Annotated in this window: 23 protein-coding genes and 1 tRNA gene; 10 read left to right on the forward strand and 14 right to left on the reverse strand. The window is 35.7% G+C overall.

Going from position 1 to position 25,359, the window contains the following annotated elements; all coding sequences use genetic code 11:
* Positions 1-77 precede the first annotated feature (77 nt).
* Together IEV84_RS13900 and IEV84_RS13905 are read left to right on the forward strand one after the other, a co-directional pair.
* Positions 78-707: a PASTA domain-containing protein gene (locus IEV84_RS13900; RefSeq protein WP_188494940.1), complete on the forward strand. Its 630-nt coding sequence runs from the start codon at positions 78-80 to the stop codon at positions 705-707.
* Positions 697-1,740 carry an RluA family pseudouridine synthase gene (locus IEV84_RS13905; RefSeq protein ID WP_188494942.1) on the forward strand — a complete coding sequence of 348 codons (1,044 nt, stop codon included), beginning with the start codon at positions 697-699 and terminating at the stop codon, positions 1,738-1,740. The genes IEV84_RS13900 and IEV84_RS13905 overlap by 11 nt, the downstream gene beginning before the upstream one ends.
* A 53-nt stretch (positions 1,741-1,793) precedes the next feature.
* Here IEV84_RS13905 and IEV84_RS13910 read toward each other — a convergent pair whose 3' ends face one another.
* Positions 1,794-3,233, reverse strand: coding sequence for a GFO_1087 family putative carboxy terminal peptidase (locus tag IEV84_RS13910; RefSeq protein WP_188494944.1), 1,440 nt, complete (start codon positions 3,231-3,233; stop codon positions 1,794-1,796).
* A gap of 204 nt (positions 3,234-3,437) precedes the next feature.
* Between IEV84_RS13910 and IEV84_RS13915 the strand changes: the two genes are divergently transcribed.
* Entirely contained in the window at positions 3,438-3,965 is a 528-nt protein-coding gene (locus tag IEV84_RS13915; RefSeq protein ID WP_188494946.1) for a GFO_1090 family protein, read from the forward strand.
* 91 nt (positions 3,966-4,056) lie between these two features.
* Here the strand turns inward: IEV84_RS13915 and IEV84_RS13920 are convergent, their stop codons facing one another.
* A complete protein-coding gene (locus tag IEV84_RS13920) occupies positions 4,057-4,557 on the reverse strand; it encodes a tetratricopeptide repeat protein (protein ID WP_188494948.1) in 501 nt (166 codons plus the stop codon).
* Between the two features lie 177 nt (positions 4,558-4,734).
* Between IEV84_RS13920 and IEV84_RS13925 the strand changes: the two genes are divergently transcribed.
* Complete coding sequence (locus IEV84_RS13925; protein ID WP_188494950.1) at positions 4,735-5,394, forward strand: DUF3826 domain-containing protein; 660 nt, start codon at positions 4,735-4,737, stop codon at positions 5,392-5,394.
* 63 nt (positions 5,395-5,457) lie between these two features.
* Here the strand turns inward: IEV84_RS13925 and IEV84_RS13930 are convergent, their stop codons facing one another.
* The 11 genes from IEV84_RS13930 to IEV84_RS13980 all read right to left on the reverse strand — a co-directional run bounded on the left by IEV84_RS13930 (position 5,458) and on the right by IEV84_RS13980 (position 17,915).
* Positions 5,458-6,183, reverse strand: coding sequence for a hypothetical protein (locus IEV84_RS13930; RefSeq protein ID WP_188494952.1), 726 nt, complete (start codon positions 6,181-6,183; stop codon positions 5,458-5,460).
* 342 nt (positions 6,184-6,525) lie between these two features.
* Positions 6,526-7,956 (reverse strand): glycosyltransferase family 2 protein, encoded by a 1,431-nt coding sequence (locus IEV84_RS13935; protein WP_188494954.1) that lies wholly within the window; start codon positions 7,954-7,956, stop codon positions 6,526-6,528.
* A gap of 12 nt (positions 7,957-7,968) precedes the next feature.
* Positions 7,969-8,793, reverse strand: a complete 825-nt coding sequence (locus IEV84_RS13940; protein WP_188494956.1) for a hypothetical protein — start codon at positions 8,791-8,793, stop codon at positions 7,969-7,971.
* 13 nt (positions 8,794-8,806) lie between these two features.
* The gene (locus IEV84_RS13945; protein ID WP_188494958.1) at positions 8,807-9,172 is read right to left on the reverse strand and encodes a response regulator transcription factor; all 366 of its coding nucleotides are present in this window, start codon (positions 9,170-9,172) and stop codon (positions 8,807-8,809) included.
* A gap of 81 nt (positions 9,173-9,253) precedes the next feature.
* Positions 9,254-11,239, reverse strand: a complete 1,986-nt coding sequence (locus IEV84_RS13950; protein WP_188494960.1) for a GAF domain-containing hybrid sensor histidine kinase/response regulator — start codon at positions 11,237-11,239, stop codon at positions 9,254-9,256.
* A 466-nt stretch (positions 11,240-11,705) separates the two neighbouring features.
* Positions 11,706-12,167 carry an Lrp/AsnC family transcriptional regulator gene (locus tag IEV84_RS13955; RefSeq protein ID WP_125720493.1) on the reverse strand — a complete coding sequence of 154 codons (462 nt, stop codon included), beginning with the start codon at positions 12,165-12,167 and terminating at the stop codon, positions 11,706-11,708.
* Positions 12,168-12,398: 231 nt separating this feature from the next.
* Positions 12,399-13,481: an alkene reductase gene (locus IEV84_RS13960; protein WP_188494961.1), complete on the reverse strand. Its 1,083-nt coding sequence runs from the start codon at positions 13,479-13,481 to the stop codon at positions 12,399-12,401.
* Positions 13,482-13,598: 117 nt separating this feature from the next.
* A complete protein-coding gene (locus tag IEV84_RS13965; RefSeq protein ID WP_188494963.1) occupies positions 13,599-14,591 on the reverse strand; it encodes a bile acid:sodium symporter family protein in 993 nt (330 codons plus the stop codon).
* 101 nt (positions 14,592-14,692) lie between these two features.
* Positions 14,693-15,721: a methionine synthase gene (locus IEV84_RS13970; protein ID WP_188494965.1), complete on the reverse strand. Its 1,029-nt coding sequence runs from the start codon at positions 15,719-15,721 to the stop codon at positions 14,693-14,695.
* Positions 15,722-15,751: 30 nt separating this feature from the next.
* On the reverse strand, positions 15,752-16,804 hold the full coding sequence (locus IEV84_RS13975; RefSeq protein WP_229732697.1) for a DUF1852 domain-containing protein: 1,053 nt from the start codon (positions 16,802-16,804) through the stop codon (positions 15,752-15,754).
* A gap of 1,037 nt (positions 16,805-17,841) precedes the next feature.
* Positions 17,842-17,915 (reverse strand) — tRNA-Arg (locus IEV84_RS13980).
* 93 nt (positions 17,916-18,008) lie between these two features.
* On the opposite strand from IEV84_RS13980, the gene IEV84_RS13985 reads away from it, so the two are divergent.
* The 6 genes from IEV84_RS13985 to IEV84_RS14010 all read left to right on the forward strand — a co-directional run bounded on the left by IEV84_RS13985 (position 18,009) and on the right by IEV84_RS14010 (position 22,319).
* On the forward strand, positions 18,009-18,521 hold the full coding sequence (locus IEV84_RS13985; RefSeq protein WP_188494967.1) for an adenine phosphoribosyltransferase: 513 nt from the start codon (positions 18,009-18,011) through the stop codon (positions 18,519-18,521).
* Positions 18,522-18,578: 57 nt separating this feature from the next.
* Positions 18,579-19,181: a DUF1684 domain-containing protein gene (locus IEV84_RS13990; RefSeq protein ID WP_188494969.1), complete on the forward strand. Its 603-nt coding sequence runs from the start codon at positions 18,579-18,581 to the stop codon at positions 19,179-19,181.
* Entirely contained in the window at positions 19,181-19,828 is a 648-nt protein-coding gene (locus IEV84_RS13995; RefSeq protein WP_188494971.1) for a TatD family hydrolase, read from the forward strand. Before IEV84_RS13990 ends, IEV84_RS13995 begins: the two co-directional genes overlap by 1 nt.
* Before the next feature lie 31 nt (positions 19,829-19,859).
* Complete coding sequence (locus tag IEV84_RS14000; protein ID WP_188494973.1) at positions 19,860-20,579, forward strand: tRNA threonylcarbamoyladenosine dehydratase; 720 nt, start codon at positions 19,860-19,862, stop codon at positions 20,577-20,579.
* Between the two features lie 74 nt (positions 20,580-20,653).
* Entirely contained in the window at positions 20,654-21,328 is a 675-nt protein-coding gene (locus IEV84_RS14005; RefSeq protein WP_188494975.1) for an HAD family hydrolase, read from the forward strand.
* Between the two features lie 148 nt (positions 21,329-21,476).
* Positions 21,477-22,319 carry a DUF2911 domain-containing protein gene (locus tag IEV84_RS14010; RefSeq protein ID WP_188494977.1) on the forward strand — a complete coding sequence of 281 codons (843 nt, stop codon included), beginning with the start codon at positions 21,477-21,479 and terminating at the stop codon, positions 22,317-22,319.
* Between the two features lie 219 nt (positions 22,320-22,538).
* Here the strand turns inward: IEV84_RS14010 and IEV84_RS14015 are convergent, their stop codons facing one another.
* Entirely contained in the window at positions 22,539-25,124 is a 2,586-nt protein-coding gene (locus IEV84_RS14015; RefSeq protein WP_188494979.1) for a cation-translocating P-type ATPase, read from the reverse strand.
* Positions 25,125-25,359 lie beyond the last annotated feature (235 nt).

Below are 25,359 nucleotides of genomic sequence, written 5' to 3' on the forward strand. Positions count from 1 at the left end.
AGCTACATTAAACAAAATTATCATTTTTTTTGAAACCAAATAGCTTTATCTTTGTGACCTTTGAAAAAATTAAATTTATGAGTTTACGTAAATACCTTACTAGTCGTGTGTTTTTTACACAGGTTTTTCTTGCTGCTTTAATCATTGCCGTTTTGGGTTATCTTTTTATGCACTGGTTGACTTTTACAACCGATCATGGAAATGAAATTACGGTACCTGATTTGAGAAAACTCACCGAAGAACAGGTGGAAGAGAAGTTAGACGAATTGGATTTGGATTACGTATTGCTTGACAGTGTTGATTACAGAGGCGATTATCCTAAGTACAGTGTCGTTCAGCAGGATCCGGTGCCTGGTGCTAAGGTAAAAGAAGGAAGAAAAGTTTATATTAAGATCAACAGTTCAGGGTTTTCATCGGTTAAGGTTCCTAATCTGATTGAGAAAACCTATCGTGAGGCTTTGCCAACATTGAGAGCATTAGGACTTGAGGAAGGTACAATTACCTATATTCCTAATCTTGGAAAAGACATGGTTTTAGAAATGCGCTACAAAGGAAGAAATATAAAACCCGGAGACAGAGTATTGAAATCTTCTAAAATCGATTTGGTTTTAGGTGATGGAAAAGCCAGTTATGAAGAAGAAATTACTAGTGAAACAGATAGTACTGTAGTTGCTGAACCAACAGAAGAATTGCCAAATGAACAATAATATCGAGCCGATTGATTTAGAAGACGAGGAATTATTTGAGCATTATAAATTTGAAGTTCCTAAAGGGCAGGCATTATTGCGTATTGACAAATATTTGATGGGGTTAATACCAAATGCTACCCGAAATAAAATACAAAATGCCGCTACCGAAGGCAATATTTTTGTAAACGATGCTAAGGTAAAATCCAATTATAAAGTAAAACCCTTTGATGTGGTGACTATTATGTTATCGCATCCGCCGTTTGAAAACCATGTGCTTCCGGAGAATATTCCGTTAAATATTGTCTATGAAGATGACGCTTTGTTATTGGTTAACAAAGAACCGGGATTAGTGGTGCATCCGGGACATGGAAATTATACCGGAACATTGGTAAATGCTCTGGCTTTTCATTTTGAGAATTTGCCAATGAACAGCAGTGAGCGTCCGGGATTAGTGCACCGAATTGATAAGGATACTTCAGGTTTATTAGTCATTGCCAAAACGGAAGCCGCTATGACACATCTGGCCAAACAATTTGAAGCTAAAACTACCGAAAGGGAATATGTGGCACTGGTTTGGGGAAATGTGGCTGATGATAGCGGAACCATCGAAGGAAATTTGGCGCGTCACTTAAAAGACCGTATGCAAATGGCTGTTTTTGCTGATCCTGAAATAGGCAAACCTGCTATTACGCATTATAAGGTTTTAGAGCGTTTTGGTTATGTAACTTTGGTTTCCTGCATTCTGGAAACTGGAAGAACGCACCAAATTAGAGCACACATGAAACACATAGGACATCCTTTGTTTAATGATGAACGTTATGGTGGTCATTTGATTTTAAAAGGAACTACGTTTACCAAATACAAACAGTTTATAGAAAATTGTTTCAAAGCCTTGCCAAGACAGGCTTTGCACGCTAAAACATTAGGTTTTGTTCATCCAAATACCGGAGAAATGATGCGTTTTGATACCGAACTTCCGGATGATTTTAAGGATTGTATCGAGAAATGGCGCAATTATTCTAAATCGCACCTTATTGAAGAAAACGAATAAAATTGCTAAAAAAATAAAAAAATGCCGTCTTGTTACAAAGACGGCATTTTTTGTTATTCTATATACATTTGATTTTGTCCTTTTAAATTCTTAGAATCATTGATGTATTTGAAATCGTCGCTTGGTTTTTCTGTTGGTACCAATCGGGCTGTTCCCGTGATTTTTCCTATAGCGGTACTTAACAAAGGTTCGCTGGGATCTCCAAGTACTCCAAGGGTTTTTATCCTTTCGGTTAATTTGTAATCCGGAATTAAACCATCTAAATAATCACCAAAACCTACTGAGTTTACCGATTGTGCCACGATTAATTGCATGGCATAACGATGCGAGCTATTGGCATTGCTTTTAGTCAAATTAGGAGAATCGTAAAGTGTAACCGAAGCCACATTTTTCCCATAAGTTGCATCGCCAATTTGTACTACATTAATGTAAGGATCGAGTCCGTTGATAATGAGTTCACTTGCCGAAGCTGTATTTTTGGTTGTTAAAACATAAAGTTTAGTAAGATTCAGGCTGTTGATGCTGGTTCCGTTGATAGTGCTTGTAAAAGTGTATTTTCTGTTGAGGTATGATTTTTTCTGATTATAAGCTAATTCACTAAAAATTTGTCCTCTGAATTGTCCTGTGATCATACTGGCTAATCTTGCCGAGCTGAGTACAGAACCACCGCCATTGTATCTTAAGTCCAGAACTAAATCGGTAATTCCTTCCGATTTGAAGTAGCCAAAAACCTCACTCAATTTTGAATCATAACTTGGAAAAAAACCATTATACATCAGATAACCTATTTTATGATTGCCGTTTGTAATGACTTTTTTTATGAGAATTGGGTTTTCGGCAAGGACGGTTTTTGTTAAAGCCAGTGATTTTCCATTAGGAGTAATCACTGGATTGTTATTGCTGTCATAGGTAAGTTCGGCAAAATGTAAAGTGTAATTTTCATTGGAACTGGAAAGTAAACTGCGGTAGTTTGCCAGATTTAGGCTAACTCCGTTTACGGCATAAAATATTTCGCCTCGCTGAATGTCTTTTGCGGCAGCATCAGAATTTGGAATAATATAACGAACATACCCAATAATCTGGTCGCTGTCTTTAATAGAACTTAAGCCAAATTCTACACCATTGCTTTTTGAGGTTCCTCCCAGTTGTTGTTCCAGTGTAAGGTAATCACTGACTATCCAGCTAAATTGATCCACAACTTCGGCCGAATTATCATTTGGAACAGGAGGTTTGTAGAGCAAATTATTAAATAGTGTTTCGGGTGTGGCGTAGCTTTTCAAAAAGAATTCGTATTCTGCATTTGATGAAAATCGATTGTTGGCTAAATCAGGTACTTCGGCCTGCCACAAATACATTTGGTTCATTCCTCTCCAAATAAATTTAGGGATGTCAAGGTCAGTAGGTTTTGTAATTACATCGTCCTGATCCTGACAGCTTTGTAATGATAAAAGAGGAATTAAAAACAGCAATACATATTTGAATTGGCTTTTCATAATGGTTAACTATTAGGGCTATTAGTGTAAAAGTACTATCTTTAATTTTATTATTCGTTTTTTTAGAATCGATACGCTGGTTTTTTTATCTAAAATTACGTTTTCTATGGTTATGACAGCTGTTAGAAGAGGTGTTTTTTTTTGGCATAGAAATGGTAAGTATAGTTGTAAATAAGAACATAATTTTAATATAAAGATATGACAATGAAAAAAGTACTGATTACATTAGTAGTTGCCTTTGCTTCAAATTTATTTTACGGACAAACTGTTTTTGATCAGTTTGACGGACAGGAAGAAATTGTTTCGGTAGTAGTAAACAAAAAAATGTTTGAATTGATGAGTAAGGTAAAAGTAGATCCTTCGGACAAGGAAACACAGCAATATTTGAAATTAATTCAGAATTTAGAAAATTTAAAGGTTTTTTCGACAACAAATACTAAGGCAGCCCGGGAAATGAAAACGGTTGCTGATAGTTATATAAAAGCAGCTTTTTTAGAAGAGTTGAAAAAAGTAAATGAACATGGAAAACAAATTACAATTGATGTAAAACGCTCCGGAGGCAACAACCAGCTCAGTGAGTTTTTAATGTTTATTGAAGACGATGCCAACGGTATTAATAGGGCGGTTTTAATGTCGTTAACCGGTGTTTTTAGTTTGAGTGATATTGCTATTTTAACTGATAAAATGCAAATTCCGGGTGGAACGGAACTTAAAAAATTAACCCAAAAATAGATTTTACAGAAAAAGAAAAAAGCTGTTTCGAGAAATTGAAACAGCTTTTTTTAGTTATGCCGGAAAATTTCCGGCTGTTTAATAATTTGTATTATTTACAAAACATCTTTAGGTTTTTAGCAGCACTCTGGCTTCCCAGTTGTTGGGCCTTGGCAAAATCGGCGCAGGCACTTTTTTTGTCTTCCAGATGAATGTATGTAAGACCTCTTAAATTATAAGTAATATAATCTCCCGAATTAAATTTGATGGCTGTATTACAGTCATTCAAAGCCGCTTTGTAGTCTTTCAGTTTGTAATAAATATTAGCTCTGGTGGTATAAGCATAGGTGTTGTCGTCGTGCATTTCTATTGTTTTATTCACGTCAGTCAATGCTCCCTGAAGATCATTGATTTTTATTTTTTCCATGCCCCGGTTTAAATAAGCAACAACAAAATCGGGTTTCATTTTTATGGCTTTGTTGTAATCGGCTATTGCGCCTTGGGTATTTCCGGCATCCGATTTTTTCATTGCCTGATCAAAATAGTTTTCGGCAGTTTGACTCCAGCCTAAAGTTGACAGAGCAAGAAAAGAAAATAAAAGTAGTTTTTTCATGAGCAGGTATTTTTTAATTTATTGGGTCGGTTAAAAATAAGCATTTGAAAGTTGTTTTTGATGCAAACAAATGAATTTATTACAATAAATTTTAAAGGACATTTTTGGCTTGTTTTTTGATATTAATTGGAATTGTGTTTTTAACACATAATAATATAAAACAAAAAAAAATTATAAATGAAAGCAAAAAAGATTAAAGTCGCACTGCTCATTGGATTGATGACTTTGGGTACTCTGGCAAATGCACAATCAGTAAAGGCTTCTGATGAAGAAGTTAAAAAGGCAAAAGAATGGATCAGCACATTAGAGTTGAAGGATAACGCAAAAGAAGACCGATTAGTCCAAGTGGTTGCAACGCACCTTTCATTAATAAAAGATTGGCACAATAGCCATCCTGCTACTACAGTTCCGGCTGGAATCAATCCTTTAGACGGGAAGCCGCTTTCGGAATTGCATCGACAAATTATTGCCGATTCAGCAATGCCTTCCAGTATTCATCAGGATTTAATGTCAGGCTTAAGAAAAGATTTGAGCGAAGAGCAAGTAGCATTGGTTTTGGATAAATACACTATCGGAAAAGTTGCTTTTACGATGAAGGGTTATCAGGCGATTGTCCCTCAAATGACGGCTGCTGAGACTGCTGAAATTCAGAAATTATTAGAAAAAGCACGTGAACAGGCCGTTGATTATAAAAGTATGAAGGAGATATCGGCAATTTTTGAAATTTATAAAACACAAGCCGAGCAATATTTGAACAATAATGGTCGTAACTGGCGTCAGATGTACGCAGATTATACCAAAAAAATTAAGGCTGAGAAAGCAGCTAAAAAACAGTAATAAAAAAAGGTCTTTAACGCAAATAAGCATTAAGACCTTTTTTTATGAAATCAATTAATAAGATTAGTTCACAACGAGTTGGTAAGTTGCCATTTTCCATATTTCGTCGTATTTTTTTCCGTGGTGTTCTCCGGATTTCTTCTCTGTTTGAGAAAACTCAATCATATAATTTCCTGACCAAATCGGAGTAAACGAAATTTCTCCGTTTTCGTTTGTCCATAATTCTTTTTCCCAGCCATTTGGCGCAATAACTTTTACTTTTTGTGATTTTGCAATAGCATTGTTATAGATAGCAATAGCGGTAATCTTTTGGTTTTTGCGTATATCAGTTGTGTTTTCGGTAAAAACAGCTATTTTGTTGCTGTTGTTAGTGCTTAAGTTTCCGTTGAGTTTGTTTCCTACCACAATGTTAGCGCTGGAATTGTAATCCAGTACCATAGTACCATAAATGTCTTTTACGGTATGCTGCATAACTACGGTATAAACCCCTTCTTCATCAGGAGTAAAGAATGCCTGGTATTTGTTCTCCAGTGCGGTCGATTTTAATTTGATTTCTTTTTTCGTCGGGCTGATTACCAGTAGTGTGAAATCTTTTAAATCCGAAAACCATTTATCAGATTTTGTGATGTCATTTTCTGAAAATTCACCAAAATACACTGAAATTTCCTGAGGTTTTCCTTTACTACCGGTAGCTTTAGTTTCAATCCAAAGTGCATGAGCAAATGCAGCAGGTGCTGAAACAAATAGCAAAAAAGCAATTATTGTTGTTTGGAATAGGTTTGTTTTCATATTTGATAAATTTATTTGTTAACGGTTTAAGTTGTTGCTTTTTACAGATTTTGGCTGGAAAATTTGTAGTTAATAACGATTTTCAAAATCGTCTAAAATCGATGCAAATATAAAATTATTTATTATTAATTTAGATTAAATATAAATAAAAAAATAAGATTTTTGGAGGATAGTAAGCAGTAGTTTAGTAAGCTCTGTTGAATACATGCTTTTTTAGTGTTGATAAAAGTTCTTTAGATATCCTTATCGTGGTTTCTCTTTGTCAATCTATTTTAGGATGATTCAGTTTCCTTTCGGATACTATTTTTGAGTTTCGAAAATATTTTTAAAGAACAAATAGTCCTATCTTTTAGTAAATCCTTTTCTTGTCATTTCACCCCAGCCTTTGGTACCCATCATTTTTTCTTTGTAACCAATTAAAGCAGCATATACTGTTAGAGGATGAAAATACAAGGGTTCTATAAAAGCAGCCAACAACAGTTTTAAAAAATCGGCTTGTTTTGGATACTTGTGGTAGGTATGTTCTTCACTGTAAAGAGCCATAACTGAAAATAATATAGCAAAAAAGTAAACAAATAGAAGTAGTAAAAAGAAAAAATACCAGTTCAATAAACCAAATGCAATAAGCAAAATTGTTATTATAAGGCCTATAAACTCTATTGCAGGAGCCAGGAATTCAAAAAATGTCCAGTAAGGTACACTGAGCATTCCCAGTAGCTTGTATCTAGGATTCAGGAACATTTTTTTATGAATGTTAAGGGTTTCTATGGTTCCTCGCATCCAGCGGCTGCGCTGTTTTTTGAATATTTTAGAGTCTTCAGGAGCTTCTGTCCAGCAAAGAGGATCCGGTATATAACTAACTGCATAGGGTATCTTGTTTTCAAGCATATAACGACGCATGCGTACTACCAGTTCCATGTCTTCACCCACGGTTTTTGTACTATAACCGCCGGTAAGCAAAGCTATTTCTTTATCAAATGCGCCAAATGCACCACTGATAAGCAATAATCCATCGAGTCTTCCCCAGGCCATTCTTCCCAAAAGAAATGCTCTAAGGTATTCTAAAACCTGTATTCTTGGCAGCATCACATTCGGAATATTTACTTCGACTAAGCGTCCGTTTTTGATGATACACTGGTTTGCAATCCTTACTACACCACCGGTAGCAATAACGCGCTTACCGTAAGATTCAAGAAATGGTTTTGCCAGTTTAAGCAATGAATCTTTATCAAGGATACAATCTACATCAATACATACTACATACTGATTTTGTGCAATGTTAAGTCCTACATTCAAAGCATCGGCTTTACCGCCGTTTTCTTTGTCAACCACTATCAGTTTTTTATAAGCAGCGTTTCTGGAAGTGTAAATTCCTTTAACTTTTTTCGTTTCAATTTTTGAATGAATATCAAGTTCCGTCAGAACAAGGTCATAGGTCTTAATGAGGATATCCATCGAATTGTCCTTACTGCCATCATTCACCACAATTACCTGATAATTATTGTAGTTTAAGGAAAGTAATGATTTTACATTTTCTTCAATGGTGAAACCTTCGTTGTAGGCTGGAGCAATTAGTGAAAGGCTTGGCGCAAATTCACTTGTAAGTAGCACTTCGTAGTCTACAAAACTATTTTTTTTCAGATATTCTTTTAGTTCTTTTGTAGAAAGATAGGCTAATATAAGATAAGAAGACATAATGAGTATTGCATACCCAAGTATCAGGATTAGATAGATCTCAAAAAATGCGCTTATTTCACTATTAAAAAAAGTCATTTGCTGCTATTGTTATATTGTTAATGCCTGCAATACGTTTTGTGCTTCATTCTGTATTAGTGTGTCTGGAGTTCTGGCAACTAATTTTTCTACATGAGGGATTTTTTGAGAAAGTTTAAGCTCTTTAATAAGCTTTAATCCAAGTGTTACAACAGTGGTGTTTTGTGATTCTAATAAGAGTTCTACACCTCTAATATCACCTATATCGTGTTTTTTAAAAGCGTTTATAATATTTACCTGAGTCCAATCGTCAATAGGGTAAGGATGCGCTGTAAGGTGTACTATTCCTTTTGTACCTGCAAGTTTGATGCAGGCATTTATTGCTGTGATTTTTAAAGTTTTATTTTTGGCTTTAGCCACTTCTACTATACTGTCAAAAGCCTCATTTATATTCAATTCCGCAAGTTCGGTAATTCCTTTACACTTTAGTTCCCATTTTGCGCTTTTGAGCTTTTTAAATGAATCATTTATTAATCCGGACTCTTTATAAAATTGTTCCAGCTTTTGGGCATAAATACCTTCGTAGTTTGTATGGAGATTTATAATGGATTCGGTTAAAATTGATCTGAAGAAAGTAGTATTAGAAAGCTTACTATAATTTTTGTCTTCCTTAATGGCAGAAAAAGGAGTATCCTGAAAAACTACCGAAAACATTAATTTATCAATAAGTATATTGTATTCGATTCGGAGTTTTTCTTTTCTAATATTATTGCTTCGACTCCTGATAATCAATAGATACAGTATCAATGATGCCCCTATAAACAGGCTAATTGACAGGATTAGGAATGACTCAATCCATGCGTCACTATTCTTATAAAGTTCCGCTATTTTTATCATATCAGAAATGTCATTAAACACGTATGTTTAGTAACTTATTGATTCTTACTAAAAGTACAGCCGGACTCACCGGTTTAGCAATAAATTCGTTTGCACCTATGTCAAAAGAATCCAATTCGGTCTGCTCAATACCCGATGAAGTAAATATAATTATTGGAATATCTGAGCCAATGCTCTGTCTTACATATTGCGTAATTTCCATTCCGCTGATGCCGGGTATATTTATATCTGTCAAAATCAGATCATACTCATTTGTACGTATAGCATCGAGGGCATCCTTACCATCAGAAAACTGGTCAACAGTAAATCCTTTGGACTCCAGGAAAAAAGATAATGATTTGCGTAGGATTTCATTATCTTCAGATAAGATTATTTTCATTGTTTTGAATATTTGTTTTGGGACAAACTTAATTTTACAAAATCTAAAATTTATACAAAGCTATTGCATATTTCTCTTTTATCATAGTTCCTTTAAAATTTTAATTACATCAGCAATTCCGTACTGTAAAACAGTAATTTTATTTGAAGTTTCAGTAAACTGTCCGGATTTAGCTTCTTGCTCAATAACTGACAAACAATGACTAAGATCATCCAGCATGAACAAATCTATACTGGATTTCATATTATGTGACAACTTTTTCACTTTGTCATGGTCAATATTCTGGATTGCTTCTTCGAGTTGTATTGCTTCATTCGGGATTTTTTCGATAAAAAGAGCAATCATTTCCTGCTTAAAGTTTGGATTTCCACATGATAGATCATCTAAATAAGATAAATCAATCTTTCGTTTTGGTTGCGCCTTATTATCTTTGTTTATTACAGTTTTTATAGTCTCTAAAAGTAATTGCTGCTTAAAAGGTTTTGGCACATAAGCATCCATACCAATTTTGAAACAACGTTCCTGTTCACCTACCAGAGAATGAGCAGTCATGGCAATAATAGGAATGTTGGAATTCATTTCATTCCTAATGTATTCGGTGGTTTGATAACCATCTTTAAAAGGCATCTGCAAATCCATTAACACCAAATCATATTCGTTTTGTAATAATAAATCGATTCCTTTTTCACCATTTTCAGCAATGTCTAACTCAAATCCGAAATTAAGGATGACACTTTTTGCCAGTTTCTGGTTTATGATATTGTCTTCGCAAAGAAGAATTTTAAGTTTACCAAGATCGTCGTCTGCAATTGATTCCGTTTCTGATTCAACAGGGTTTGCTTTTTTGTAATTTATTTGAAAGAAAAATTCTGAACCCCGATTCTCTTTACTTTTTACGTGAATTTGGGAATTCTGCATTTCAATTAGCTGTTTTACGATGTTTAGTCCCAGTCCGGTACCTCCAAATCTTCGCGTAGTACTTTCTTCAGCTTGTGTAAAACGGTCAAAAATAGTTTTAAGTTTATCCTCAGGAATGCCTATTCCGGTATCTTTAACAGAGAATCGAAGCGAATAATAATCGGCAGTTTCATCTATTTTTTTGACAGAAATAGTTACTTCACCTTCTTCAGTAAATTTTAAGGCGTTTCCAGTAAGGTTAACCAGTATTTGGTTCAGTCTTCCGTGATCGCCAATAACCATTTCAGGCATATCGGCATCCAGAAACAGGTTGAATTCAACAGCTGGCGAGGCTTTTACTTTTAGTAAATCATAAACATGTTTTAATGTCTTTTTTAGATTGAATGGTTGTGCTTCAATAGCCAGATTGCCGGATTCAATTTTAGAAAGATCCAGAATGTCATTAATTATTAAAAGCAGATTTTCTCCGGCAATTTGTACACTGTCAATGTAATCACGCTGAAGCTTATCCAGTTTTGTTTGGGCCAGAAGATCAGTAAATCCAATTACAGCATTTAAAGGTGTTCTGATTTCGTGACTCATATTTGCCAAAAAACTATCTTTTGCGAGTACGGCAAGTTCTGCAATTTTTTTCTGAGTGTCCAGTTCAATATTTTTTGTTCTAAGTTCCAATTGGTTTATTACATGCTTCGCAATAATCGAAAGAGCATTTCGTTGGTTATCATTCAGCTCTTTGGTAGTATGGTCAATAGCACATATAGTTCCTATATTATAACCGTCAGGTGTTGTAAGTGGAATACCGGCGTAAAACCTGATTTTAAAACCGTCAACAACATTAGGATCATTTCTAAATTGTTCATTTAAAAAGGTATCGGGTATTTCAACCAGTTTTGTATCCATAATAGTATACTGGCAAAAACTAATTTCCCGGGGTACTTCTGAAACTCCAATTCCAATTTCCGATTTAAACCATTGTCTGTTTTCATCAATGAATGATATATGTGCAATAGGTACACCACATATATAGGAAACAAGTTTTGTTGCATCATCAAATGCGTGCTCAGGTAGTGTGTCAAGAATGTTATAGCGTTTTAATGCTGCTAGACGTTCTGGCTCGTTATGGGGTACAGGTTTTTCTTTATTATTCATGTTATTAGTAGGTAAAGTGCATAAATATAAAAAAATGAAATAAAACTTTAGAAAAAATAAACTCACATGAATCTTGAAATATCTAAAAAATCAATAAAATGTTATTTATGAGTGTTTAAGGAGGATTGACTAGGTCTATTTTTATGATAAAAAACTTTTACAAGTCTGTTTAATGTGTAAATAGTAAAAAAAGCCATAAAAAAAATCCCAATTCATAGTGAAATGGGATTTTTTGTGACCCCTACGATACAATTTTCAAACCATTTTATGCAGGATTTGAAGAAATTGGCCTGTTTTTTAAGTTTACTTGTAAGATAAATATTTTTAATTTTTGTAAAAGCGGTTTATATGTATAGTAAAGGTTAAATGTTCGAAAAGTTGTCCACCTTTATTTACTTTAAATTTTGATTTTTTGAAGCCCTTTTGGGTACTGATACAGACAGGGCTTTTTTTAGCAACAATCTATTTATAAATTAATGTTGTGCAGATTTTTTATTTCAGACATTACAAAAGTGCTCTGCGTACTGCCGATACTTTCGACGGAACCTAATTTATTAAAGACGAAATTCTGATAATGTTTCATATCCTTAGCGAAAACCTTAAGGATAAAATCATAATCTCCAGAAATATTATAACATTCCACCACTTCATCAATTTTCATAATATCCTCGACAAAGCTGTTGCCGATGTTGCGATCATGTTGTTTGAGCTTTATATTGCAAAAAACAATAAATCCATGTCCAAATTTCTCATGGTCAATTAAGGCGATGTATTTTTTGATGTACCCATTATTTTCGAGCCTTTTTACACGCTGCAGCACAGGAGTTGGAGACAGATTTACCTGCGCGGCCAGTTCCTTGATGGTAAAACTTGAATTGTTTCCCAGTATTTTCAGCAAAAGCAGATCGGTAGTATCGAGTTCTTCCATAGAATAAAAATCTTCTTAAGTTTCAAAAATACATTTAAAAAAATAAATAACACCTGTTTTGTGTTTTAAAACAGCTGAATTCTCTTAAGTAAGAATGTCTGATAGTTTTTTTAGTTGTATAACATAACTTCGCATAGCGAATTGAGCTGATTGATATTTCAATATGAAGTCCGCTTGTAGAATGCTTTTTTAGTGTACTGGTTTGGTTTACTTGTCTATATTGTATGGATTTTATTCATTCCAAAGCGGATAATCAGTATAACCATGTTTACCGCCCCCAAACATTGTTGTCCTGTCTGGTTTATTAAGCGTGGCACTTTTTTCAAACCGTTCAGGCAGGTCAGGGTTTGCGATGTATAACGTGCCAAAGGAAATAAGCTTTGCTATACCTTTTTCAAGTTCTTCTTCGGCAGAAGTCTTGTCATACCCTGAATTAGCAATAAGTGTTTGGCGTATCTTACTGCCAAAGAATTCAATCTCGTTTTCAGCGGCATAATGTTCAGGCGAAGGGAAATTGGAACTTCGTCTCATGAGTTCAACATGGGCAAAGTCCAGTTTGTTCAGTTCTTCAATCAGGTAGGTATAGGTGCCGGCAGGGTCATCCAATACCATATCACCATAGGGATGGTAAGGGGATATTTTAATACCCACCTTTTCACTACCCACGGCACTGATTAATTCCTGCATCACTTCCAGTACAAAGCGGACTTTGTTAGGTATGCTGCCGCCATAACCATCTGTCCTTTGGTTGGCACTTTCTGCTAAAAACTGGTTGGGCAGATATCCATTGGCAGCATGAAGCTGAACCCCGTCAAAACCTGCGGCTATGGCATTTTTTGCGGCCTGGCCATAGTCCTTTATAGTCTGCTTGATTTCTTGGATTGTCATTTCCTGAGGTATTTCGTAATCCTTCTTACCTTGGGAGGTAAAATGCTGCATTCCCCTTACAGGCAGGGGTGATGGCGCTAAAGGGAGCCTGCCGTTTCTGTCTACAGAATGTCCCATGCGGCCGGTGTGCCAAAGCTGAGCTATAATAACTCCGCCCTTATCGTGTACCGCCGCTGTAACTTTCTTCCATGCATCTATTTGTTGATTGGTAAAAATACCAGGAGTGAGCGGACTGCCGGTAGCTTCTTCACTGATTCTTATGGATTCGGTTAACAGCATACCTGCACTTGCCCTTTGGGTGTAGTACTCTACTGTTAAATCACCCACTAAGCCATTTATGTCTGTACGGCCCCTGGTCATCGCAGCCATTACCATTCTGTTTTTTAGGCTGACACCGCCTAACTGTGTTTTTTTTAAAAGTTTCATACCACTTTTTTAAAATTGTTATTGTTGATCAAAGACAAGCAGCTAAAAACCTTCATCTATGCCATCTGCGGGAGATCTTTTTTGCTAAGTTAATTATGTAAGATGTTTCTGTGAATATTATGCTTTTTTCCGTTGAGCCATACGCTGAGCGATGACGCTGGAGGCAATTAATTGAAAGGCATGGTAAAGCATAAGCGGCAACAATACGATACCGGTGATGGTGCTATGCTGAAAGAGCACTTTTGACATGACTGTGCCATGTACTAATGACTTTTTAGATCCACAAAATAAGACCGTAATACGATCTTCAACTGAAAAGCCAAACAAGCGGCTGAGTAGTCCTACACAAAGGAATACAGCAAAAAATAAACCCACCATCCCCGCAGCTAGTCCGGCAAGTTCAAGAGCGGTGAAGCCTTCAAAAAGATGCTGGGAGAATGACTTGCAAAAAGACGTGTAAATGATCGTTAGGATAACTCCCTGATCGAAATATTTGAGCTGTTTCTTATATTTTTCGGCAATGGCGCCAAAACGGGAGTTGAGACTGATGCCGATGATGACAGGCAATAAGACTTGAAGAATCAGCTTTATGAAGATATCAGTGGTGTCAAAATCGCCTGTTGCAGAAGCGATGAACAGTCCAACCCAAATCGGTGTAACCACTACGCCTATCAAACTTGAGATGCTCGCATTGAAAATGGCTGCGGGAATGTTGCCCCTGGAGATAGAAACCATGACCACAGAAGAGGAAACTGTGGACGGTAAAGCCGCCAGAAAAAATACACCCAGCCAAAGTAATTCGAAGCCGTTGTTGACAAACAAGGGGCGAAATGCCAAAACGATGAGTGGAAAAAACAAAAAGGTTGTCAGCTGGACGACAATGTGCATTTTCCAGTTTGTAAGCCCGGTTTTTAGTTTTTCTACACTCAGTCGCAAACCATAAAACAAAAAAATAAACGACACGCCTATATTGGCAATCTCTTCCAGCGAAACAGGTTCTTTGACCATGCCCGGCTGAGGCAAAAAATGAGCCAGCAGGATCATGGTGCCTATCATTAGCAGGAAACCGTCGAAACCTGCTTTGCTTAATACTTGTAATAACTTTTTCAATATGATATTTAATATGTCAATTAAGAATTTTTTAAAGCCAATCTGGCCTATAAAGGAGTTTTCGTAAAACTGTAATTCAGGAAACGCATTGTAGATTGAGACTACATCCCAAATTCTCTGCGTATGATTTCTGCTCCTGCACTTAAGGCATTTAACTTGCCTCTTGCCACGTCTCGGGACAAAGGAGCCATACCGCAGTTTGTTGAAGGATAAAGGTTTTCGATATCTACAAACTCAAGAGTTCTACGCAGGGTATCTGCTACTTCTTCCGGTGTTTCGATAGTGTTGGTTGCCACATCAATTGCACCGACCATTACTTTTTTGCCGCGAACCAGTTCGATTAAATTAAAAGGCACACGCGAGTTATGGCATTCCAATGAGACAATATCAATATTGGATTTTTGAATTTTAGGGAAAATTTCCTCGTACTGGCGCCACTCTGAACCCAATGTCTTTTTCCAGTCATTATTAGCTTGTATGCCATAACCGTAACAGATATGTACCGCAGTTTGGCATTTTAAACCTTCAATGGCACGTTCCAATGCTACCATTCCCCAATCGTTTACTTCATCAAAGAACACATTAAATGCCGGTTCATCAAACTGGATAATATCTACCCCGGCATCTTGCAGTTCTCTTGCTTCTTCATTAAGCAATTTCGCAAATTCCCATGCCAGTTTTTCACGGCTTTTGTAATGGTCATCATACAAAGTATCTACCATTGTCATCGGTCCCGGCAGTGCCCATTTTATAGGTTGATCTGTCAGCGTGCGTAAAAATTTGACATCTTCGACAAAAACTGCTTTTTGGCGTGCAACCTCGCCTACAACGACAGGAACACTTGCATCATAACGGTCACGGATTTTTACGATTTTACGATTTTCAAAATCTACACCGCTTAAATGCTCGATAAAAGTGGTTACGAAATGCTGGCGTGTCTGTTCGCCATCACTAATTATATCCACGCCTGCCAACTGCTGTTCATGCAGAGAAATGCGCAAAGCATCCTGTTTTCCTTCAATTAACTGATCTCCTTCTAATTTCCAGGGCGACCAGAGTTTTTCGGGCGGTGCAAGCCAGGCAGGTTTAGGTAAACTTCCCACAATTGAAGTCGGTACTAATTTTTTCATAATAAAATATTTTTAATGTGCTGTAATTAATTAAAGATCAAAATTGGCAGACCACTGCTCTAAGGCATTTTTGTAAGGCTTAATGAAATACTCTTCTGCATATTTACCCTGTTCGACAGCCAGTCGGCTGCGCTCTTCGCGGTCATAATCAACGCGGGTCAGTGAATAATCTTCGTGTTTAAGGCTAGGTTGATAGATTTTCCCGGCCGCTGAATTTGAATTGTAAATTTCAGGGCGATAAATCTTCTGGAAAGTCTCCATCGTGCTGATTGAGCTGATTAGTCCAAGATCAGTATAATCAGCAAGCAGATCTCCGGAATGATAAAAAGCCATCGGTGCAACACTGTTCGGGGGCATGAAAAAACGAACTTTTAAACCCATTTTAGAGAAATATTCATCAGTGATAGAGTACTGATCCTGCAGATACTCGAAACCCAGAACGGGATGCTGATACTCAGTACGAGTATAAGTTTTGTTGCTTGATAGACTTAGACAAATTATCGGTGACATCTTAAAGTACTCTTTATAAGTGGCTGAATTCACAAAGCACTTATACAGTTTTCCGTGCAAGTCACCAAAATTTTCAGGAATACAAAAATCAGGTTTATTTTTATTGTACTCGGTCAATAAAATACTGAAATCATAATCACGGACATAAGAAGAAAAATTATTTCCAGCGATACCTTCGATACGCTGGTTAGTTTTACGGTCAAAAATATTCGTTTTTAAAACTTCAATCAACGGCAGATTGTTAATACCATTCTTATCATCAATAGTCATCGTTACTGTGATGATTTCAAGTTCTACAAGATAACGATCAGCTTTAGGATTATCCAAATGAGCCAATGCATTGAATCGATTGTTAATCATATTTAAGGCATTACGTAAGTTTTGCTGACGATTATTTCCTCTAGCCAAGTTTGCAAAATTGGTCGTCAGACGTGTTTGACTTGAGGGGTGATAGTTTTCATCTAGACAAGTACTATCGAGCTTGAATGCAAAATCAGACTTGATTGTATTTTTGGTGTTTTTCATATCTTTCTTTTCGTTTATTCTTGAATCTCCTAATATGATCGCTTCCATTTAATTAGGTATAGTTATTTATACTGCAAATTTTTAAATAAAAGATTTATAAATCAAATTTTGATTTATAATAAGCTAATTAATCTATTGTGGAATTATTTTGTAGATAATTAGTGTTTTTTGTGGTATAATAATGAAGGAAAACAGATAAATTATCTTTAGAAAACTTTGTTATGATTGATTGAAGCTGACTGCAGCGCCTCAAAAAGATGCTAGATTAACTATTAGAAATAGTAAATATGATATATTTATGTCCTGTACTTGTTTGCTAAAGAATTAAATACTTAAAAATGAGCTTTGTCGCATCTATTTGTAACTAATTATTTTTAGAGATTCAAAAAATACTAAATGAATACCAAAGGGCATTGTTATCCCAAAGTTATTATCCTTTAGGTAGTCTATTTAAATTATGATTTACATTGAGTTGTAGCGATGTTGAGAAAATAATGAAGATCAGAGGGAGTATTGTGGATCTTTCCCCTATTCAGCGATAGTTTTATAAGTTTACATCTTTCATTGGGTCGGAGATGAAAAGTGAAAAAGCATTGTGAGGCATAACTGGAGACTTGATAAAACCTAAATCAAAGTAAAAAAACATTTGACGCTATTTATATTGCGTAGTTGATAAATTGGGAATTACTGTTGATTATGAATATATTCAAACCTAAATTTCTTTGATCTAGATTTTGCTGGGATTTATTTAAATATACATGTGTTACGATTCTGTCACAAAACTTAAATTGCTAAAACATCAGTATAATTCGAATTAACTTTTTGTTCAGAAAAGAAGTTCCTTTAAAATCTATATCATTTATCTTTTCTTGATTTGGTTTTAATCAAGTAGTTAGTTAAGAAGTGCTATTTGTTAAAAAAACTAATTTTTAAAATAATGATAATTAGATTCTTGCCGGTTTGAATCCAGTCGAGGAACTCTATGAAAAATATAAATCGCAGTTATATGTATGATTTGATTTATAAAATAGAGTTTAAAATATATAAAAAAAGCTTATTTCTTTCGAAATAAGCTTTAATTTTTGTGACCTCGACTGGATTCAAACCAGTAACCTTCTGAGCCGTAATCAGATGCGCTATTCAGTTGCGCCACGAGGCCTTTTGCAGTTGCTTTGTAAAGCGTGATTGCGGGTGCAAATATAGGGATAAATGTGTAACTTGCAAGCATAAATTTCAATAAATACTAAAAAAAATGAAGTTAGAAAAATATATCCGTGATATTCAGGGATTTCCAAAAGAAGGAATTTTGTTTAAAGATATTACTCCGTTGTTAAATGACGCTAAAGCGACTCAGGAATGTCTTAAAATCTTAGTGGAATCATTGAAAGGACAAAAAATAAATAAGGTCGTTGGTGCTGAAAGTAGGGGTTTTTTGTTCGGAATGTTATTAGCGCAGGGGTTAAATGCCGGTTTTGTGCCAGTGAGAAAGCCTAATAAATTGCCTTATGAAACCATCTCTGCTTCTTATGATTTAGAATATGGAACCGATATTTTAGAAATTCATAAAGATGCTATTCAAAAAGGGGATAAGGTGTTAATTCACGATGATGTTTTGGCAACCGGAGGAACGGCTAAAGCGGTTTGTGAATTGGTTGAAAAATTGGGAGGCGAAATCGTGCAATGTAATTTCCTGATGGAGCTGACTTTTCTTAATGGTCGCGAGAAATTAAATGGTTATGATATTTTTGCTGCTTTAAGGTATTAACCAAATTGCCTTTGTAGCTTTACAACTTTTAAGCTATTTTTGCATAAAAATTTGAAGATGAGGTATATTCTGTTGTTTAGTATTTTGTTCCAAAGTGTTTTTGGTTTCAGTCAGGAAAAATTTGATTTGGCTGCAGCCAAAAAATACCAACAGGAGTTAAATAAGGAATTTGCCGATGCTAAAACAAGTCCTTTAGAAACGAAAGATTTAGCTGAGTTTAAAGGTTTGGATTTCTATCCTGTCAATAAAAAGTATTTTGTCAACGCTCATTTTGTGAGAACTCCCCAGGAGAAGCCGTTCAAAATGAAAACTACTACTAACAGAATGCCGGTATATGTGAAATACGGAGAAGTACACTTTGAAATCGACGGGCAAAAATGCCTACTGAATGTGTATCAGGATTTGGAATTAATTCAGAATCCCAAATACAAAGACGATTTGTTTTTACCATTTTTTGACGAAACCTCCGGAAAAGAAAGTTACATTGGCGGGAAATACATTGATTTAAAAATCCCAAAAGGCAATACCATAGCTATTGATTTTAATAGGTCATACAATCCGTATTGTGCTTATAGTTACCGTTATTCCTGCCCGAGAGTCCCTTTGGAAAACAATTTGAAAGTGGCTATTCGTGCCGGTGTTAAAAAATTCCATGACTAATGCAGTATTTCAATTTACATACGCATCAGTTTAAAAATCAGGAACACATTCTGGAATTAGTTAATCAATATCCGCAGGAATTTGACCAGACAATCACCAATTATTCGATTGGGATTCATCCTTTGTTTATTGATGAAAACCGATTAGAAAGTGATTTAGAAATTCTGGAGCAAAAAGCTGGCTTACCGGAATGCTTAGCAATAGGCGAATGTGGTTTGGATAAACGCAGCGAAACTTCTTTTGAGATTCAATTGGAAGGTTTAAAAAGACAATTCCTTTTAGCCGAAAAATTCCAAAAACCGCTTGTGATACATTGTGTTCATGCTTTTCAGGAACTAGTTGAAATAAAGAACCAATTGCAAATTACAGTTCCTATTATCATTCATGGATTTTCTAAAAAAGAGCAGTTGGCAAAACAACTTCTCAATAATGGATTTTATCTTTCTTTTGGGAGATATTTACTCGTAAATCCCGAATTGGAATCGGTTTTTAATAATGTTCCCGAAAATCGTTTTTTCTTGGAAACTGATACTTCTGACTATACTATTGAAGAAGTGTATGCCTTGGCAGCAAAATATAAAAAAATAACTGTAACGGAATTGCAGCAAATTATTTCAAATAATTTCAATACCGTTTTTAATAAATAAATAAATTACCGAATACATAAATACCTTTATTATGGCTGAATGGACAGAAAGAGCTGAATTATTATTTAGAAAAGAAGGATTAGAAAAATTACAAAAAGCACACATACTTGTAGTAGGATTAGGTGGTGTGGGCTCATTTGCGGCTGAATTTTTAGCCAGAGCAGGAGTAGGGAAAATGACTATTGTTGATGGAGATGTGGTGGACATTACTAATATTAACCGACAATTGCCGGCTTTGCATTCTACTGTAGGGGAGCCTAAAATTACCATTGTAGGTGACAGATTAATGGATATTAACCCGGAATTGCAACTGACCCGTGTCCAGGAATTTCTTTCTCCTGAACGTGCTTTCGAAATTGTAAATACCGACTTTGATTACGTTTTAGACTGTATTGATAGTATTACTCCAAAATTAAACCTGATTGTAGGGGCTAAGAAAAAAGGTGTGAAAATTATTTCGAATATGGGAGCCGGAGGAAAAATGCAGGCAGGTAAAGTGGTTGTAAAAGACATTAGCAAAACCGATGTGTGCCCGTTAGCCAAAGTGGTTCGAAAACGCCTTAAGAAAATGGGTGTCAGCCGTGGAGTGAAAGCGGTATTTTCTATCGAAAAACCGGACGAAGGCAGTGTGAAAAAGACAGATGGTTCTAATTTTAAAAAATCGTTCTACGGAACCAATAGCTATATGCCGTGTTTATTTGGTTTACACGCAGCCGAAACGGTAATTCGTTATATCGTTAAAAAAGAGTAGGGAAGAAGGAAGTTAGAAGAGGGAATAAATGCAGATTACGGCATAAACAACAAACTAAAAATAACAAACTAAAAATGATACAAACAGTAATTTTTGATATGGACGGTGTAATTGTGGATACGGAACCGGTACACCGTTATTCGTATTACAAACAATTTGCCGAGTTAAATATCGAAGTAAGCGAAGAATTATACACTTCGTTTACAGGAAATTCAACCCGAAATATTTTTCAAAAACTAAAAGATATTTTTCAACTGGAACAGGAAGTTGAAGATTTGATTCAAAGAAAAAGAAGCATTTTTAATGATGCTTTTGATACCAAAAAAGACTTGGACTTGTTGGCGGGAGTTCGCAATTTAATTGAGGATTTACATCAAAATGGGGTGCAGTTAATTTTGGCTTCATCGGCTTCAAAAGTAACTATCGAACGTATTTTCAACCGTTTTGATTTGCACAAATATTTCACACATAAAGTAAGTGGTGAAGATTTTCCAAAATCAAAACCACATCCGGCTATTTTTGAACACGCAGCGAGTTTATCAGTGGCTCCAAAAGAAAATTGTATTATTATTGAAGATAGCACAAACGGAATTGTTGCCGGAAAAGCGGCAGGCATTTTGTGTATAGGTTACAATAGTTTGCATTCTAAAAATCAGGATTTATCATTGGCGGATTATGTTGTCAATCACTTTGATGAGTTGGATTATGCCAGAGTTAAAGATATGGATTCTAAATTATGCAATTATTAACATCTTAGTTTATAAGAAGTTGTAAATTTGAAAGTAAAGAAAAATACAGAATGTATGAAATCGCAATTAACAACAAGTTTGCGTAAGTAAACACCAATCAGTAAAAAGCGATAACATAATTGACTGCTAAAAAATAAATTTTACAGATATGAAAAGAATATTGGTTGTTTTGTCTCTTATTATCTCTCAATATGTTGTTGAAGCTCAGGTAAGAATTCCTGAAACAAGTCCGAAAGCCGTTGTAAAACAAGTGGTAGGTTTGACAGATGTTGAAATTGAATATTCACGTCCTTCGGCCAGAGGAAGATCGGTTTTAGGAAATTTAGTGCCTTTGGGAAAATTATGGAGAACCGGAGCTAATGATAATTCAATCATTACGTTTAGTGATGATGTGGTTATTAATGGTAAGACCTTAAAAAAAGGTAAATATGCCTTATATACCATTCCTAATATTCAAAGTTGGGAAGTATTGTTTTATACCGCAACTGATAATTGGGGAACGCCTAAAGAATTTGATGAGTCTAAAGTAGCTTTGAAAACAACAGTTAACGAAGAAGCTTTGGTGAAACCGGTTGAAACTTTTACCCTTTCGATAGGGAATTTAGACAGTAATTCGGCGACTTTAGATATTGCCTGGGAAAATTCATTTGTTTCTTTAAAATTTGAAGTTCCTACTCAAAAGAAAGCTATTGCCAGTATCGAAAAAACATTAGCAGGTCCTACGCCGGAAGAATATTATACCGCAGCCCAATATTATTACCAGTCTAATGGCGATATCGAAAAAGGAAGAACTTATATAGATAAAGCAGTTGAATTGTCTAAGTCGGTGCCTTTTTATTATTTGAGATTAAAATCGTTAATTCAGGCAAAACAAGGCGATAAAAAAGGAGCTATTGAAACCGCTAAATGGTCTATCTCTGCCTCCGAAGCAGCCGGAAACAAAGAATATGTGGAAATGAATAAAGCTAGTATAGAAGAATGGAGTAGATAAAATATTCTGTTTTTCATGAAAAAATCCCATTCGGACATGATTGTGCGAATGGGATTTTTGTTTTTATACGTTATGACAATAGTTTAATTGATTTATTTGTAATAAAAATTATGAATGGTTGTTCTAATTGTTAATAGGAATTATGTGTAAAGTCAAAGACATTTGCGTAGCGTTCATAAGGAACTATACTTTGCGGAGTAGTGAGTTTTAGTGTCATTATTATTTCTTAGAAATTGAGATGTTTAGACTTCTCCGTTTAACCCATTTTTCCAATTCTACTGCCCAAAATACAATACTTGATAGTCCTAAACAGGTCAATAGTTCAATAAGTGTCAAAGATTGTGTACGGAAAATGTCTTGTAAAAAAGGAACATAAATTACCGCCATTTGTAACCCAAGTGTCAACAGAACTGCCCCCACCAATTGTTTATTTCCAAAAATGCCTTGACTGAAAAGTGATTTCCAGTCGCTGCGAATAGCCATTGCATGTCCCATTTGTGATATGCTTAAAACTGTAAATACCATTGTCATCCATTTCTCATTGCCTGCGTGTCTTGCCCAAGCTTGTGTTCCTATACATATAGCACCCATAAGCAACCCCACCCAAAGAATATGAATGCCCAGACCATCACTGAAAATACTTTCATCTGTTTTGCGTGGCTGACGTTTTAAAATGTTCTCTTCGGCTCCTTCAGATGTAAAAGCAAGTCCGGGCAAACCGTCTGTAACAAGATTTATCCAAAGAATATGTATTGGAAGAAGCGGAATTGGCAAACCGATAAGAGGCGCAAGGAAAATTGTCCATACCTCACCACTGTTGCTTGTCATAGTGTATTTTATGAATTTGCGAATGTTGTCAAAAATTCTACGACCTTCTCGCACTGCTTTTATGATAGTGGCAAAATTATCATCTAATAAAATCATGTGTGCCGCTTCTTTTGAAACATCAGTACCAGTAATACCCATTGCGATACCAATGTTGGCCCGTTTCAATGCAGGAGCATCATTCACTCCATCGCCTGTCATCGCAACAAAATGATTTTTCTTTTGCAATGCTTTTACAATATTTAGTTTTTGTTCGGGCGATACACGCGCATATACTTTTATGTATTCAATCTCTTTTTCAAATTCTTCATCTGTAAAATTAGCAAGTTCAGTTCCTGTAATTATCCTGTCGGTTTTGTGTTGTAAAATCCCTGTTTCGGTGGCAATAGCTTTTGCTGTAATAGGATGGTCGCCAGTGATCATAATGGGTGTAATACCTGCTGTGTGGCAATCTGTAATCGCCTGTATGACTTCTTCCCTTGGAGGGTCAATCATTGCTGCCAAGCCAATAAATTTTAAATTGTTCTCAATGCTCTCTATTGAAATACTCTTGGGTAATTCATCTACGAGTTTTAAGGCATAAGCCAAAACCCTTTTTCCTTGTTGAGCAAACTTTTCGGTAGCTTCATTTATTTCTTCTGAATTTGCATCCTTACAACTGCTTAAAATATTTTCTACAGCACCTTTTGTAACAATTAGCCATTGTCCAGCTAAAGGATAAATGGTTGTCATTCGTTTTCGCACCGAATCAAAAGGCAATTCATATTGACGTTTAAAATCTGTCAACCATTTTTGGTTGTAATATATGTTTTTTCGGACATATTCAACCAAAGCCACTTCGGTTGGGTCGCCTTTGAGTTGTTTACTTTCATCGGTTATCACATCATGGTTCAGTTCCATCGAAAGTAGCAATAGTTGCTCTGCTGTAAACTCATTGATTCCTTCCGTTTTTGGCGAAATCCAACAATCCATAACTGTCATTTTATTTTGAGTGATGGTTCCTGTCTTATCGGAACAGATGTAAGTAACAGAACCCAATGTTTCAACGGCAGGTAATTTTCGGATGAGTGAATTTTTACGAACCATCTGTTTCGCACCCAAAGCCAAAGCAATAGTGATAACTGCTGGTAATGCCTCGGGAATGGCAGCTACTGCGACAGAGATGGCGGTGAGCAACATGCGGATAGGGTCTTCGCCACGCAGCAAACCTCCACCGTAAATAATGGCACAAATAAAAATTACAACAAAAGATAGTTTTTTTCCAAAGTCAGCTAATCGCTTTTGAAGTGGTGTTTTAGTTTCATCCTCTTGTAGCAGTTGAGCTATCCGACCAATTTCGGTGTCCATACCAGTTGCCACCACAATACCCTCAGCTCTTCCATAAGTTACAATTGTTGTTTTGTAAGCCATATTGAATCGGTCGCCTAGCGGTGAGTTTTCCGGGATTATTTCATCTGTGTGTTTTTCTACTGCATTGGATTCTCCGGTTAATGATGCCTCTTCCACTTTTAAGGAGTAAGTTTCTGTTAAACGAATATCTGCCGGAACCGACATCCCTGCTTCTAGAATTATGATATCACCGGGCACTAACTCGGATGCAGCAAGTTGAACAATATTTCCTCCTCTGCGAACCGTAGCAGTAAATGCCGACATTTTTTTCAATGTTTCCATTGCTTTTTCTGCACGGTATTCCTGCACAAAACCTATGATAGCATTAAGTAACACAATGATTAATATTACAATGGCATCTTTTAAATCGCCCACAGCTAAAGAAATTACAGCTGCTAACAGCAGAATAATAACCATTACATCCTTAAACTGATGCATCAATAAAACGAGAATAGAAATTTTCTTTTTTTCTAGTAGTTCGTTTTTACCATATTGTTTTTGGCGTTCTTCAACTTCTGCTCTATGCAAGCCTTTTTTACTTGTGTTAAACAATTGATAAGTTTCAGAAACGGATAGAAGATGGTTTTTCATTTCAATAATGAGTTTTTACTTTGAAAATACTAATACAGGCACTTTGGTAGTTTATGTTAACTCTGCCGATTTACTTGGTAAGAACATACTTTCGAATCCTTTCTACACTTTTGTTTATTAGTTGCTTATAAAAAAAGGGTTGTCCTTGTGTTTATTTTTGAATTCAGGTCGGGCCTTTGTCGTTTGTACGGTCGTCCTACCATTGGCTATAACGGTTTGGGGCTTTGCGAAGTGG

Source organism: Flavobacterium palustre (genome assembly GCF_014639535.1).
Taxonomy (GTDB): Bacteria; Bacteroidota; Bacteroidia; order Flavobacteriales; family Flavobacteriaceae; genus Flavobacterium; species Flavobacterium palustre.